The following is a 12,251-nucleotide window of genomic DNA, read 5'->3' as shown; positions in this document are numbered from 1 at the left end:
CGGTCGGTCGCTTAGGCTGACCGCATGGCTGAGTTCGAAGTGGTCCGTTCGGCCGTGATCACGGCCGAACCAGCGCGAGTGCATACGCTGATCGACGATTTCCACGAGTGGGGCAAGTGGTCGCCCTGGGAGGATCTCGACCCGCAGATGCAGCGCAGCTATTCCGGTGCCGACTCCGGTGTCGGCGCGCGCTACGCCTGGAGCGGTAACCGCAAGGCAGGCGCGGGCAGCATGGAGATCATCGCCAGCGCCGAACGAGAAATCGGCGTCCGCCTGGAATTCCTGAAGCCGATCAAATCTACCCACCAGGTGACCTTCACCCTGGATCCGGTCGAGACCGGCACCGAGGTGACCTGGCGGGCGACAGGGCGGCAGTCCGGCTTGATGGGCGTGGTCGGGAAGCTGATACCGATGGAGAAACTGGTCGGCAAGGACTTCGAGAAAGGCCTCGCCCGTCTGCAGCAGGCTGCGACGGCCCAGACGGGCTGAACACCCCTGCGCATTAGGCTGCGGATATGGCTACTGCAGCGCAATGGATCGAAGGCGCGCGACCGCGTACCCTGCCGAACGCGATCGCCCCTGTGCTCGCCGGGACCGGCGCGGCCGCGTCTGTCGGCGGTGCGGTGTGGTGGAAAGCGATTCTGGCGCTGCTCGTTTCGCTGGCGCTGATCGTCGGCGTGAACTACGCCAACGACTACGCCGACGGCATCCGCGGCACCGACGACGTCCGGGTCGGCCCGCTGCGGCTGGTCGGGCAGAAGCTCGCGTCGCCCGCCGCGGTGCGCAATGCCGCGATCGTCAGCCTCGCCCTCGGCGCGGTATTCGGCCTTGTCCTCGTCATCACGAGCGCGTGGTGGCTGCTGCTCATCGGCGCCGCCTGTCTGGCCGGGGCCTGGTACTACACCGGGGGCAGCAACCCGTACGGCTACAGCGGATTCGGCGAACTCGCGGTGTTCGTCTTCTTCGGCCTGATCGGCGTGCTCGGCACCCAGTTCGTGCAGGCGAAGGAGATCGATTGGGTGGGTGGGCTGCTCGCGGTCGCGGTGGGCGCTTTCTCCAGCGCTGTGCTCGTCGCGAACAACCTGCGCGACATCCCGACCGACACCGAGTCCGGAAAGGTCACGCTCGCGGTGAAGCTCGGCGATCCGCGTACTCGCACATTGCATCTCGCGCTGCTCGCGGTGCCGTTCATCGTGACGCTGGCCCTCGTCGCCCGCACGCCGTGGGCACTGGTCGGCCTGGTCGCAGTGCCGCTGGCCGTGCGCGCCAACGCGCCGGTGCGTCGCGGCAAGGGCGGACTCGAACTGATTTCCGCCTTGCGAGATTCCGGCCTCGCCCTACTGGTCTGGTCGGCGGTCACCGCACTCGCGGTCGGGGTCGGCTAGCCGAACGCGCTGCCAAAGGAGGACCCGGTTCCTACTCACCGCAACCACATCGGCGCTGGAAAACGAACACAGCTTCTAGTCGTCGCCGTCCGGGACCAGGATGCCGAGCACCCAATTGACGATCGAGACGATGATGCCGCCGAGCACCGCGGCCCAGAAGCCCTCCACCCGCAGGCCGTAGTCGCTGAATGCCTCGGTGATCTCCGCGGTCAGCCACAGCATGAGCGCGTTGATCACGAGCAGGAACAGGCCGACCGTCACGATCACCAGGGGCAGCGACAGCAGTTTGACGATCGGCTTGACCAACGCGTTCACCACCGTGAAGACCGCGGCAACGACGAGCACGACAACGATCTTGGCGCCGGTGCCCTGGTCGGAGGGGCTGATGATGTCGATCTTGTCGACCCAGGCCGCGGCCAGCCAGAGGGCCACCCCGTTGATGATCAACCGAATCAGAAGCTGCATGGGCCAATGCTAGGCCTGCGGGGCGGACATGTGCTGCCACAAAATGAATATCGTGACAGCACACGTCCCCGCTCTCAGGCGGCACGGTCGAGCAGGGCGTGCACCTTGGGACGCAAGTCGTGGATCTGGCCGGAGCCGCCGAACAGGCGCACGGTGGTCTGATTGGGCGCCCGCAGGATCCCCAGCAGGACGTGCCCGGATTCTATGGTCTTGTCCTTGCGGCCGAGCGCCTCGCGCAGGGCGAGCTCCAGAACCTTTTTCGCGTCCTTGGTGAACGGAATGTGCCCGACGTTCCCCCTGCCGCGACCCCAGCCGAACGGACCGCGCCGTGGTTCGGGCACCGCGCGATCGAGCGCGTCCTCACCGAAGTTGGCCTCCAGCGATTCGCGCACCGCGTCGAGATCTATGCCGATGGAGCGCAAGGCCTCAGCGTCTTCCGCGCCGAGCGGTTCCTCCTCGCCATTGTCGGCCAGCCTGCTCAGCACGCTCTCGTGGGTGAGCCCGGCCTCGGCGAGCAGTGCCTTCAGCTCCGGGTCGCCGTGCGAGAGTAGCCCGAGCAGCACATGCTCCACCTCGATGTTGGGCGCGCGCAACTCCCGTGCGTCCTCCTGGGCGTTGACGATGGCCGTTCGCGCCGACCTGCTGAACCGTTCGAACATCAGCGGCTCCTGCCTCTCCGGTTGTACTTCTGGTGGACCGCCTGCTTGCTGACCTCGAGTGCCTCCGCGATCGCCTGCCATGACCAGCCCTGTTCGCGGGCATTGGTCACCTGGATCGCCTCGAGACGTTCGAGCAGCCGACGCAGTGCGAGCACCGCGCGCAGCCCGACCTTGGGGTCGGGGCTGCCTGCGGCGGCCGCCAGGGTGGTTGCTTCAGTCATGCCGTCAATTTTTATTGACGACACTGCGCGATGTCAATCTAAATTGACAACCGTGGGCGCGAGCGGGACCGATACAGCTAACGGCGAACGGATGGGCAGGTCCGCGAAAGAGATCCGGCCGCGCCACGCAGCGGCAGATTCGCCAGGTTCCGCGCAGACGCGACCGCTCTCGGACGGTTCAGGTCAGGCGTCCCAGGTTCCGGTCGCCATGAACTTGTCCAGGATCGCGGTGGGCTCGGCGAGACCGATCCCCTGCGACGCGACCCAGTCGTCGTCGAAATACGTTCCCGCGTAGCGATCTCCGCCGTCACACAGCAGCGTGACCACGCTGCCGCGGCAGTTCTCGGCGATCATTTCGGCGACGAGGGCGAACACACCCCACAGGTTGGTGCCGGTCGACCCGCCGACCCGCCGACCGAGCCGCACGCTGGCGTGCCGGGCGGCCGCGATGGAGGCCGCGTCGGGCACCTCGAACATGCGGTCCACCACCGGCCCGACGAACGACGGTTCCACCCGGGGACGGCCGATCCCCTCGATGCGCGAGGGCATGCCGGTCTGATAGGCCGGATCGCCGGTCTCGTAGCCGCCGAAGAACGCGGAGTTCTCCGGATCGACAACAGCCAATTTCGTCGCGTACCTGCGGTAGCGGATATAGCGGCCGATCGTGGCGCTGGTTCCGCCGGTGCCCGCGCCGACCACGATCCACTCCGGCACCGGATGGGTCTCCAACGCCATCTGTTGGAAGATCGACTCGGCGATGTTGTTGTTGCCGCGCCAGTCGGTGGCACGCTCCGCATGGGTGAACTGGTCCATATAGTGGCCGCCGCACTCGGCGGCCAGCCGCGCCGCCTCGGCGTACATGTCCGGCGGACGCCGCACGAAATGGCAACGGCCCCCTTGCGCTTCGATCAGCGCGATCTTCTGCGGGGACGTGCTTGCGGGCATCACCGCGACGAAGTCCAGGCCGAGCAGCTTCGCGAAGTAAGCCTCGCTGACCGCGGTCGAACCGGAGGACGCCTCCACCACCGTGGTGCCCTCGGTGACCCAGCCGTTGCAGATCGCGTACAGGAACAACGAGCGCGCCAGCCGGTGCTTGAGGCTGCCGCTGATGTGCGTGGACTCGTCCTTCAGATACAGCTGGACATTCCACTCGGCCGGCAGCGGATAGCGCAGCAGATGGGTGTCGGCGCTGCGCTGGGTATCGGCATCGATCAGCCGGACCGCGTTGTCGACCCAGTCACGCGGCGTACTGCGATCACAGGACTTCACGAGGACGTCCCCGTGTCCTCCGGATTCTCTCCGCGAAGCCGCGCGCGCAGCTGGGCCTTGTCACGGCGACGGCGCTCGTCTACCAGGGCGATGTCCTCGTTGACCTTGGTGCGGAGCCGTTTGAACAGGGTCAACGACAGCGGCATCGCGATGATCAGCGCGAACAGGGCGGCGACCACCAGTGGAATGTCCACCGAGACCAGCCGTGCGGCCAGCACGATGACCGCCGTGAGCACCACGACCAGAGCCAGCCTGGCGAGGCTGTAGAGCGCCAGATTGCGGGCCAGCCGACGACCCGCGCCAGCAGTTTGCTGTCCGCGAACACCTTCCGGTGGAATTTCGTCACGCACATCGGTCAGCCTATGCGAAGCTGTTGCCCAGCCTCGGCGCGCGCCTGTTGCCGGGGGTGGGGCGCACATCCGATTTGTCTATTACCTCCCCTTTACCAACAGTAGGTGGTTCGAGTACCTAGGGGTTTCGGTGCGACGATGGCGCCATCTGATGAGGGAACTGTCGAGAACGGAGAGGTTTGCTATGACTGCGATCACCGTCGGCGGCCAGGACACCCTGCTGACGCCGGGGCAGGTTGCTGCCCTGTTCCATGTCGACCCCAAGACCGTGACGCGCTGGGCTCATGCCGGGCGACTGGGGTCGTTGCGCACACCGGGCGGGCATCGCCGGTTCCGCGAATCAGAAGTACTCCAGCTGCTGCAGTCGCTTACCACCGAGGCGACGGCACACTGATCGCAGGGCGCGCGGGCCCGTCGTTCTGGGGCCCGCGCCAACCCGCAGGACCGATTTCGCGCCTGCGGTGGGCGGGAGTCACGTACGCGACTACCCTCGTAACCAGGAGGTGAGCGACGTGACGTACCTGTTGGCACTCATCGCAATGGCGGCAGTCGCGGTGTTGTGCTGGAAGGCGTTCGGCCCCGAGAAGGCCGGACCGACCGCCCCACAAGCGCGTTCGCCGCGACGCAAGCGCATCATCGGCCCCGACGACGATCCAGAGTTCCTCTGGCGCCTGTCCCGCCAGCACCGCGACGGCGAGTCCGGCCCGGCGGATCGCTGACGAGGGCCTTCGCACCTCGACGGCCGGGTGCGCTCAGAGCGGTGCCATCGAAAGCATGCGCCGAGTGACATCTCGCCGGTACCCAGTCGCCGCGTCGGGTTCGGCGTAGGCGCCGAGCGCGATCATCGCAATTCAGACCAGCAACTTGCTTTGTCGCGGGCGTGCCGATACCGGCCCGCTAACGCTGCTCAACGGTGCGCATCAGGTCGCACATCGCCAGAAACACACGACGCTTCCATGGAGCGGCGATGTGATATTTGTCACTAAATCGAAGAGGGGGCAGGCGCGCTGCGGTGCGCCTGCCCCCATTCACTCGCGAGTTCCGATCACGGTTCGCCGTTGACGACCGCCATCAAAGCGTCCGTGAACGGCTGCCCGCCCTGGATGGCACCTCCAGCGATCGCACCGACGACCAGGCCGATCGGCCCGGTGATGATGCTGAAGAAGCCGAGGCCGATCAAGGCTCCGAGCAGACCGCCGAGCAGAGCCCCGCCGACCACGCCGACGACGTTCTGGTTCAGTTCGGCGATGAGGCGGTTCATCGAGCTGATCGGCTGCATCTCGCCGATCTCCTTCGCGTCCGCCACCGGCGTGAGCGCGAGGCGCGTGCCGTTATCGCTGATCTCCTGCGCGACCGCCAGTCGGCTTCCGGAGACCTGGAAGGTCAACGGCACTTCGGCGACGACCGCGCCGGTGTCGGACGTCAGCGCGATCTTGGCGCCGTTGTCGACAAGAGCGAACTTGCCGTGCTCGACCGCGGTGGTGATCGCTCCGGTCTTGTCGGAGACCGTGGTCTTGTAGTCGACGCCCTGCTCGACGCCGGATGTCGTGACCTCCCGATTCGCCTCCACGGGCTGTGCATTCGCGGTTCCCGCCGCAATGCCCACGGCGGCAACCGCACTGAGCGTGATGGCGGCAATGGTGCCGAACTTCATTATGGAATTCCTTCTCACAGAGACCTCCGGCGCCGGAGGCCGGATGGCGTGTGACTGTACAACGCCCGTAGCTTGTTGCCAGATATGGCGATCGGCACATGACCGCACGGAGGTCCATTATTCAGGAATACTCGGCCACAACGAAGGCCGTTGGGAGCAACGGCTCGACGCGGGTGCGCCGCATAGTGTATGCATGGCGTGATCTTCAATCCGCAAGATTCACAACTTCGGAGCTCATCGGGAGCGAGTTCGAAGGGTTTACAGCTGTGGAGGACGTGACGTGTCGCGCCAACGTATTCGTGCCGGTATCACTCTGACGAGCTTCATAGTTGCGACCGCACTAGCGGCGGCTCTCGTTGCCTTTGCCGCCGTGTCGATGTCCGGACCTACCGAGGAACCGGCGAAGACCGCCCAGAACGACAGCGCGGCAACTACTTCGACGCCGCCGCCGACCACCTCCGACGAACCGGTGACGACCACCGAGACCGAGCCTCCGCCGCCCACCACCTCGGCGATGCGCGGCGCTTCGAACAAGAGCGCCACCACTCTCCAGGTGAGCGTCGGCGAGTGCGTGCACCTCGGCGGCTCCGGCGGCATCGAGAAGGCGGCCTGCGGCAGCTCCGGCGCCACCTACAAAATCACCGAGAAGGCGCCCGCGAACAGCCCGTGCCCCACTGATGCCGACCGCACCTACAACGACACCCTGCAGGGCGCCGCACAGGCCGCGCTGTGCCTGGACATCGACTGGGTGGTCGGCGGGTGCATGGAATTGGTTCCCGGCGATCCGAAGCGCCTGGACTGCGCCGCCCGCGGCACCCCGAACGGGGTGCAGGTGGTGGACGTCAAACAGAACACCATCGACGTCAATGCCTGCGGCTCGGCCGACAGCGGAATCGTCTACCGACAACGCCATTTCGTGGTCTGCGTAGCGCGCCTCTGAGAGGCGCGGCAACCGCTCAGCTCAACGCATGATGCCGAGCCCTCGGTCTCGGCGTCGCGTCCTCGCATACCTCATCAAGCCTGCCGGGCGAACGCCGTAAGAACCCCTCGGCCTCGCGCCGAGCGAGGGGTGCGCGAGTACTGAGCGCGGCGCCCCTCATCATCCGAGCAGCTGCGTGGCGACGGTTGCGATTGTTCGCGTTCTGCTGCCGGGACGTTGCTACAGATGCCTCCCGCACTAGTCCTCATCGAGTGCATATTTCTGCAGGAAATTTTGCACGACCGGTCGCAGGAACTGAGATCCCCAGCTGTCCCACTGCCCGGTGAAGTTGTGATCTACCCAGGGGATGACCACGGCCTCGGCGGGTACGTTCACTGCGTGGAGCCGGTCCACGAGGGCGGGTGCTTGGGTATTGGGAATCATGCGGTCGATATCGCCTTGGACGAGCAGTGTCGGCGGTAGACCGGTGCGGACGTGGCTGATCGGCGATATCTGTGCTATCCGGGCCGGCTGTGTCGCGTTGTCGGTGCCGAGGTAATCGCCGAGATACTGCTGCAAACTGTTGGGCAGGCGGGTGTGGGTGATCAGGCTGGGCAGGTCGGTCGGTGCGTACCAGCCCATGACGGATCGGACGGGCGCCTCGGGCACCGCGCACGATGGTGGAAACTGTCGATCTTCAACGGTATATGCGGCCATCAGAGCCAGTTGGCCGCCGGCGGAGTCACCGGCGATGGACACGTTGGATGGTGCGATGTCGTAATCGGCTGCCTGTGAACGGATCCAGCCGAGCGCGCACTTGACGTCGCCGACCGCGTCCTGCCACCGTGGCGGCGGGGCGAGTCGGTAGTCGATCGAGAACACGGTGATTCCTTGTTGGGCAAGCCATTCGAACCACTGTGCGCTGTCGGAGCGGGCACCCGAGTTCCAACCACCGCCGTGCACATAAAGCAGCGCAGCTCGGCTCGGGGCCGGCACCTGGGGACGGTAGATGTCGGCGTGCAGGTCCTGGTTTTCGATCCGCTGGTAGGTGCGGGTTTCGGTGGGCGATGGTGGGGTCGGTGTGGGGAAGAACTCCGACCATGACAGCGATACGCCGTATTCCTTCGCCGTCGTCCGCGCCGACCACCAGGGTGTGACGATCACGAATAGCCCCACCACGGTGGCGAGCGCACCCGCGGCCAGGAGTACGCGGCGACCGGAATGCCATGCCATCGCGGCGATCACGACTGTGAGTAGCACTGCGACCAGCAGCGGTACGGTCAGCCACGGGACGACCAGCGCGGCGAGGCTGACCGTGTTGAGCAGCGCGCGGCCCGGCATCCGCGGCGCGAAGAAGACGAGCCCCACAACGATTGTCGCGAGGCATACTGCCCAGGCGGCGAACAGCGCCAGGTATCGAAGAATCCGTACCCCGACGGCTACTATGCAGCGGGGCCGGTCCGGGGGCGTGCCATCTTCCTGTTCGGATTGTGTTGGCGTGCGTGTGATTTTGGTGTCCATGGCAGAAACTCCGGAGTTGTGTCGGGTCGGGTGATGTCATAGGCCGCGGCGCGGGCCGGACGTGTCAGCTCAGACGCCTGCGGGTGGAATCCACTGCACCAGCTCGACCACAAGGCCGTTCGGATCGATGAGCTGGAAAAGTCGGTCGCCCCATGGCTCTTCATGCAAGGCCAACGCGATGGGTGCTCCCTCGCAGGTGAGCCGGTCGTATTCGGCGGCGACATCGTGCACCGTCAAGGACACGATGAATCCTGCCGGTCGCTCGTTGGTCAGCCATCGAGAGGTCGCGGAGCTGGTTCGCGGTTGCAGCACGATCTCGGCGGCGGCGTCGGAACGGGTCAGGCGGACGTAGTTCCCGTCGACGTCGGATTCGTGATATCCGAGGTATGTGGTGAAGAAGCGGCTGGATGCGGATGGATCATCCACCGTCAGTAGCAAGGTGGATCTCATAACGATCATGGTTTTCACCCTGATGTGGCAGGTGATCATGATCAACGGCCGATTCAGTAATCTGCCATTAGTCAGCGGTAATGGAAGCAGGTCAGGGTGGAACTTCGGGATATCGAGATATTCCTAGCGTTGGCGGAGGAGTTGCACTTCGGCAGAACAGCCGCGCGGTTGCACGTGACCCAGGCCCGTGTCAGCCAGGCGATCAAGAAGCAGGAGCGGCGCATCGGTGCCGCGTTGTTCGAGCGATCCAGTCGTAAGGTGACGCTGACCCCGGTCGGGCAACAGCTCTACGAGGATCTACGCCCCATCCATCGCGGGTTGCAGGACAGTCTGGATCGTGCCGCCATGGCGGCACGCGGCAAGACCGCCGAATTGCGGCTGGGCATGCTGAGCGTCAACCAGAACGATCTGAAACCCATCTTCGACCTGTTCTCGGCCCATCATCCCGAATGTGAGCTACGGGTCCGCTACATCGACTTCGGTGACCCGTTCGGCACGCTTCGGCGCGACGAGTTAGACATGGGCATCTTCTGGTTACCTGTGCGAGAGCCGGATCTCACTACGGGTCCGGTCGTCTTCACCGAGCCGGTGGTGCTCGCTTTGGCCGCGGATCATCCGTTGGCCGAACGTGGTTGGGTGACACTCGAGGACCTCGGCGATTTGACCGTCATGGGCGGCGCCCGGCCGGATTACTGGCGCGCGGGACTCGTCCCGACGAGCACACCCAGCGGGCGGCCGGTTCGGATCGGTCCGATCGTGACCAACATGCTGGAGATGACACCGATCCTCGCCTCCGGAGAGGCCGTCTCGCCCGCGCACTCCCATGCCCTGCGTTACTACCCCCACCCGCAGATCGCCTACGTCCCCATCACCGACGCCCCGCTGGCACAGTGGTCACTGATCTGGCGCACGTCCACCGAGACCGACCTTGTCCGCGCCTTCGCCCAGGCGGTCGAGGACATCGGCCCACTCGCGCTGGATCAGTGATCCGTACTGTCGGGCTCGAAGTCGACGAGCGAGTGGGATCAAGCCTTTCGGGACATCGACGGAATTGGTGACTCATGGGGCCGTAGATGGCCTCGAAGACACCGCCATTCCGTGTAATCGCGCCACCGCCGTCCCGACGTCGGTAGCGCACCTGATAATCGAATTCGAAGCAGCAGGTCAGAGGATATCTATCCCGCTCAGTTCAACCCCGCATACGAGTGCGATCCGGAAATCACCATGTTGATGATGAAAAGTGTTCTCGGCGTTTGCAGTTGCTGTCCATGAACGGTCGCGCGATCTACCAGCGGATATGCGTGCTGGGCATATTGGCTGGGTTGGTGCCGCTCGGACCTGCTGCGATCTCTTTCGCCCGTTCCGCCAGGTCGGGTTCGGCGGAAACGATGCCCGCGCTATGGAACGTGCGCCGTCCGGACTTCCGGACGAGCTGACGTAGCAACGCGGTCGCGGCCGGCACTTGATCGTCGGGCACGGCTTCGGCCAGCTGAAGCAGTTCCTCATGGGTGGCGCGCATGGTGTCCAGTGTAGAGCCCGCAACCACGGCCACCTGCACGGATCAGCCCCGCCAGACGCGCTACAGCGACGACCGCATCGGCAGGCATCACCTCCTACGCGAGGAGAAACTGACCACAGAAAAGCATGGGAGGTCATCGAAATTCGACTTCCGATGGAAGCAGGAACCTTGATGAATACAACAGCTGACCAGCTGAAGCCCCAGCTAACGTGAGGTCGTTGGTGCCAGCACACGTCGCGCCGCGTGATGCCCAACGGACCGTCAAGCAATAGACAGAGCGTTGGCTGAAGGGCTATGCGAGCCAGCGAGACAACACGGTGCAGCTCGCGAAGTGGCATGTCAGGAAGATCAACGATGAATTCGGCGACTCGCAGTTGTCGTCCGTGCGGCCGTCCGCAGTCAAGGAGTGGGCCGCGAAACTGAAGGCCGACGGCTTGTCCGACAGCTACATCTACGCGCTACACAGTCGGCTGTCACAGATCCTCGGCGACGCCGTACACGACGGCCTACTCGCACGAAATCCTTGCTCGCGCCGCACGTGACCAGCCGCCGGGCAACAGAAGGTCTACGTTGCCACTACCGAGCAGGTATGGGCGCTCTACGACGCGATGCCTGGTCACGTGCGCGTTGCCGTTCTCCTCGACGCTTTCGTCGGCCTCCAGATCTCGGGGGCGGCGGGGCTCCGGGTCGAAGAGACTTCGCCGGGGCGTCGTGTACCCGCAACGCCAATGGCCGGATCGGCCGCTGAAGACGAAGGCCAGCGACACACCGGTTCCGATTCCCACGGAGCTCGTACAGCTGCTGAAGGAATCGACGCGCGAGTACCGCGGGGAGCACCTCGTATGCGACGAGCTGGGCAACGCGGGGTCAAGCCCTATCAATTCAGTCCGGCATACGAATGCAACCCCGAGATCACCATGTTGATGATGAACAGGTTGAACAACATCGCGACGAACGCCGCGATGTTGATCCATGCCGCTTTGGTGTCACGCCAGCCGGACGTGGCTCGGGCGTGCAGATAGGCGGCGTAGAGGACCCAGGCGATGAAGGAGCAGGTTTCCTTCGGGTCCCAGCCCCAGAAGCGACCCCAGGCAGCCTCGGCCCAGATCGCGCCGAGGATGACGCCCGCGCCGAAGAGCGGGAAGCCGATGATGGTGGCTTTGTAGGCCAGGCGGTCGAGGGTGCGGGCATCAGGCAGACGGCGGGCGATGGTGCCGACGATGTTGGTCGATTCCTGACCGTCGGGCTGACGCAGGCGGTAGAGGAACAGCATGCTCGTCACACCCGCGAACAGGAACACCCCGCTGCCGACGCTCACGATGGTGACGTGCACCGGCAGCCAGAACGACTTCAGCGCGGGAACTACGGGCGCGGCGTCGGCGTAGAGCACGGTGCCCGCGAGGAACATCAGGATCAACACCGGCACGAGCAGGAAGACCCACATCGAGCGGTAGCGCTGCTCACGCAGGAACAACACCCCGACCAGCACAGCGGCGGCCGTCGCCATGGTGACGAACTCGTACATGTTGCCCAGCGGGAAACGGTGGGTCGCGAAGCCGCGCAATATGATCGCGCCGACGTGCAGCACGATGGCGACCATCAGCACGGAGAACGCCATGTTGCCCAGCCGCTCCGACAGCGGTCGTTGCGCGGGCTCGGCGACCCGGCCCGGTCCCGAAAGGGTCGCCCCCACCGACACCAGCTCACGCTCGGCGACCTGACGGCTGCGCGCCGTAGCGTATTGCCAGATCAGCAACACCATGACCAGCGCATACACCACGATTGCCGTCTTGAAGGCGAAATCGCTGTACCTGGCGATGGTCTCGTCGATCGGCATGG

The 12,251-nt window shown here is 65.1% G+C and carries 17 protein-coding genes; 7 read left to right on the top strand and 10 right to left on the bottom strand.

The window, feature by feature from the left end:
* Window positions 1-24: 24 nt before the first annotated feature.
* Window positions 25-489, top strand: a complete 465-nt coding sequence (locus AB0H00_RS03740) for an SRPBCC family protein (protein WP_357260188.1) — start codon at window positions 25-27, stop codon at window positions 487-489.
* A 26-nt stretch (window positions 490-515) separates the two neighbouring features.
* Complete coding sequence (locus AB0H00_RS03735) at window positions 516-1,385, top strand: 1,4-dihydroxy-2-naphthoate polyprenyltransferase (RefSeq protein WP_357260185.1); 870 nt, start codon at window positions 516-518, stop codon at window positions 1,383-1,385.
* 75 nt (window positions 1,386-1,460) lie between these two features.
* Here the strand turns inward: AB0H00_RS03735 and AB0H00_RS03730 are convergent, their stop codons facing one another.
* The 5 genes from AB0H00_RS03730 to AB0H00_RS03710 form a co-directional block, all read right to left on the bottom strand.
* Window positions 1,461-1,850, bottom strand: coding sequence for a phage holin family protein (locus AB0H00_RS03730; RefSeq protein WP_357260182.1), 390 nt, complete (start codon window positions 1,848-1,850; stop codon window positions 1,461-1,463).
* Window positions 1,851-1,924: 74 nt separating this feature from the next.
* Entirely contained in the window at window positions 1,925-2,509 is a 585-nt protein-coding gene (locus tag AB0H00_RS03725; RefSeq protein WP_357260179.1) for a Clp protease N-terminal domain-containing protein, read from the bottom strand.
* A complete protein-coding gene (locus AB0H00_RS03720; RefSeq protein ID WP_327110403.1) occupies window positions 2,509-2,730 on the bottom strand; it encodes a helix-turn-helix domain-containing protein in 222 nt (73 codons plus the stop codon). The genes AB0H00_RS03725 and AB0H00_RS03720 overlap by 1 nt, the downstream gene beginning before the upstream one ends.
* 183 nt (window positions 2,731-2,913) lie before the next feature.
* Entirely contained in the window at window positions 2,914-3,999 is a 1,086-nt protein-coding gene (locus tag AB0H00_RS03715; RefSeq protein ID WP_357260175.1) for a PLP-dependent cysteine synthase family protein, read from the bottom strand.
* Window positions 3,996-4,349, bottom strand: a complete 354-nt coding sequence (locus AB0H00_RS03710; protein ID WP_357260172.1) for a DUF4229 domain-containing protein — start codon at window positions 4,347-4,349, stop codon at window positions 3,996-3,998. Before AB0H00_RS03710 ends, AB0H00_RS03715 begins: the two co-directional genes overlap by 4 nt.
* A 184-nt stretch (window positions 4,350-4,533) precedes the next feature.
* On the opposite strand from AB0H00_RS03710, the gene AB0H00_RS03705 reads away from it, so the two are divergent.
* Both AB0H00_RS03705 and AB0H00_RS03700 read left to right on the top strand, forming a co-directional pair.
* Window positions 4,534-4,743 (top strand): BldC family transcriptional regulator, encoded by a 210-nt coding sequence (locus tag AB0H00_RS03705; RefSeq protein WP_327110406.1) that lies wholly within the window; start codon window positions 4,534-4,536, stop codon window positions 4,741-4,743.
* Between the two features lie 118 nt (window positions 4,744-4,861).
* Window positions 4,862-5,068 carry a hypothetical protein gene (locus AB0H00_RS03700; protein WP_357260170.1) on the top strand — a complete coding sequence of 69 codons (207 nt, stop codon included), beginning with the start codon at window positions 4,862-4,864 and terminating at the stop codon, window positions 5,066-5,068.
* A 326-nt stretch (window positions 5,069-5,394) separates the two neighbouring features.
* Here the strand turns inward: AB0H00_RS03700 and AB0H00_RS03695 are convergent, their stop codons facing one another.
* Window positions 5,395-6,003 (bottom strand): hypothetical protein, encoded by a 609-nt coding sequence (locus AB0H00_RS03695; RefSeq protein ID WP_357260167.1) that lies wholly within the window; start codon window positions 6,001-6,003, stop codon window positions 5,395-5,397.
* Between the two features lie 376 nt (window positions 6,004-6,379).
* Here AB0H00_RS03695 and AB0H00_RS03690 point away from each other — a divergent pair, with 376 nt between their 5' ends.
* Window positions 6,380-6,943, top strand: a complete 564-nt coding sequence (locus AB0H00_RS03690) for a hypothetical protein (protein ID WP_357260164.1) — start codon at window positions 6,380-6,382, stop codon at window positions 6,941-6,943.
* 237 nt (window positions 6,944-7,180) lie between these two features.
* Here AB0H00_RS03690 and AB0H00_RS03685 read toward each other — a convergent pair whose 3' ends face one another.
* Window positions 7,181-8,443 (bottom strand): alpha/beta hydrolase, encoded by a 1,263-nt coding sequence (locus AB0H00_RS03685; protein WP_357260160.1) that lies wholly within the window; start codon window positions 8,441-8,443, stop codon window positions 7,181-7,183.
* Window positions 8,444-8,512: 69 nt separating this feature from the next.
* Window positions 8,513-8,893 (bottom strand): VOC family protein, encoded by a 381-nt coding sequence (locus tag AB0H00_RS03680; protein ID WP_357260157.1) that lies wholly within the window; start codon window positions 8,891-8,893, stop codon window positions 8,513-8,515.
* 96 nt (window positions 8,894-8,989) lie between these two features.
* Here AB0H00_RS03680 and AB0H00_RS03675 point away from each other — a divergent pair, with 96 nt between their 5' ends.
* A complete protein-coding gene (locus AB0H00_RS03675; protein WP_357260154.1) occupies window positions 8,990-9,880 on the top strand; it encodes a LysR family transcriptional regulator in 891 nt (296 codons plus the stop codon).
* 298 nt (window positions 9,881-10,178) lie between these two features.
* Here the strand turns inward: AB0H00_RS03675 and AB0H00_RS03670 are convergent, their stop codons facing one another.
* On the bottom strand, window positions 10,179-10,412 hold the full coding sequence (locus AB0H00_RS03670) for a hypothetical protein (RefSeq protein ID WP_357260151.1): 234 nt from the start codon (window positions 10,410-10,412) through the stop codon (window positions 10,179-10,181).
* A gap of 317 nt (window positions 10,413-10,729) precedes the next feature.
* Here AB0H00_RS03670 and AB0H00_RS03665 point away from each other — a divergent pair, with 317 nt between their 5' ends.
* The gene (locus AB0H00_RS03665) at window positions 10,730-10,954 is read left to right on the top strand and encodes a hypothetical protein (RefSeq protein ID WP_357260148.1); all 225 of its coding nucleotides are present in this window, start codon (window positions 10,730-10,732) and stop codon (window positions 10,952-10,954) included.
* 335 nt (window positions 10,955-11,289) lie between these two features.
* Here AB0H00_RS03665 and ccsB read toward each other — a convergent pair whose 3' ends face one another.
* Complete coding sequence (gene ccsB / locus AB0H00_RS03660) at window positions 11,290-12,249, bottom strand: c-type cytochrome biogenesis protein CcsB (protein WP_357260145.1); 960 nt, start codon at window positions 12,247-12,249, stop codon at window positions 11,290-11,292.
* Window positions 12,250-12,251: the final 2 nt, after the last annotated feature.

The organism is Nocardia sp. NPDC023852, assembly GCF_040639505.1.
Lineage (GTDB): Bacteria > Actinomycetota > Actinomycetes > Mycobacteriales > Mycobacteriaceae > Nocardia.
This window is presented reverse-complemented; position numbering and strand designations above follow the sequence as displayed.

Bases quoted from the DNA above. Each gene is read 5' to 3' on its own strand.
- AB0H00_RS03685 (WP_357260160.1), bottom strand. From the start codon at position 8,443: ATGGACACCAAAATCACACGCACGCCAACACAATCCGAACAGGAAGAT.
- AB0H00_RS03705 (WP_327110406.1), top strand. From the start codon at position 4,534: ATGACTGCGATCACCGTCGGCGGCCAGGACACCCTGCTGACGCCGGGG.
- AB0H00_RS03725 (WP_357260179.1), bottom strand. From the start codon at position 2,509: ATGTTCGAACGGTTCAGCAGGTCGGCGCGAACGGCCATCGTCAACGCC.
- AB0H00_RS03690 (WP_357260164.1), top strand. From the start codon at position 6,380: ATGTCCGGACCTACCGAGGAACCGGCGAAGACCGCCCAGAACGACAGC.
- AB0H00_RS03670 (WP_357260151.1), bottom strand. From the start codon at position 10,412: ATGCGCGCCACCCATGAGGAACTGCTTCAGCTGGCCGAAGCCGTGCCC.
- AB0H00_RS03740 (WP_357260188.1), top strand. From the start codon at position 25: ATGGCTGAGTTCGAAGTGGTCCGTTCGGCCGTGATCACGGCCGAACCA.
- AB0H00_RS03735 (WP_357260185.1), top strand. From the start codon at position 516: ATGGCTACTGCAGCGCAATGGATCGAAGGCGCGCGACCGCGTACCCTG.
- AB0H00_RS03720 (WP_327110403.1), bottom strand. From the start codon at position 2,730: ATGACTGAAGCAACCACCCTGGCGGCCGCCGCAGGCAGCCCCGACCCC.
- ccsB (WP_357260145.1), bottom strand. From the start codon at position 12,249: ATGCCGATCGACGAGACCATCGCCAGGTACAGCGATTTCGCCTTCAAG.
- AB0H00_RS03730 (WP_357260182.1), bottom strand. From the start codon at position 1,850: ATGCAGCTTCTGATTCGGTTGATCATCAACGGGGTGGCCCTCTGGCTG.
- AB0H00_RS03695 (WP_357260167.1), bottom strand. From the start codon at position 6,003: ATGAAGTTCGGCACCATTGCCGCCATCACGCTCAGTGCGGTTGCCGCC.
- AB0H00_RS03680 (WP_357260157.1), bottom strand. From the start codon at position 8,893: ATGAGATCCACCTTGCTACTGACGGTGGATGATCCATCCGCATCCAGC.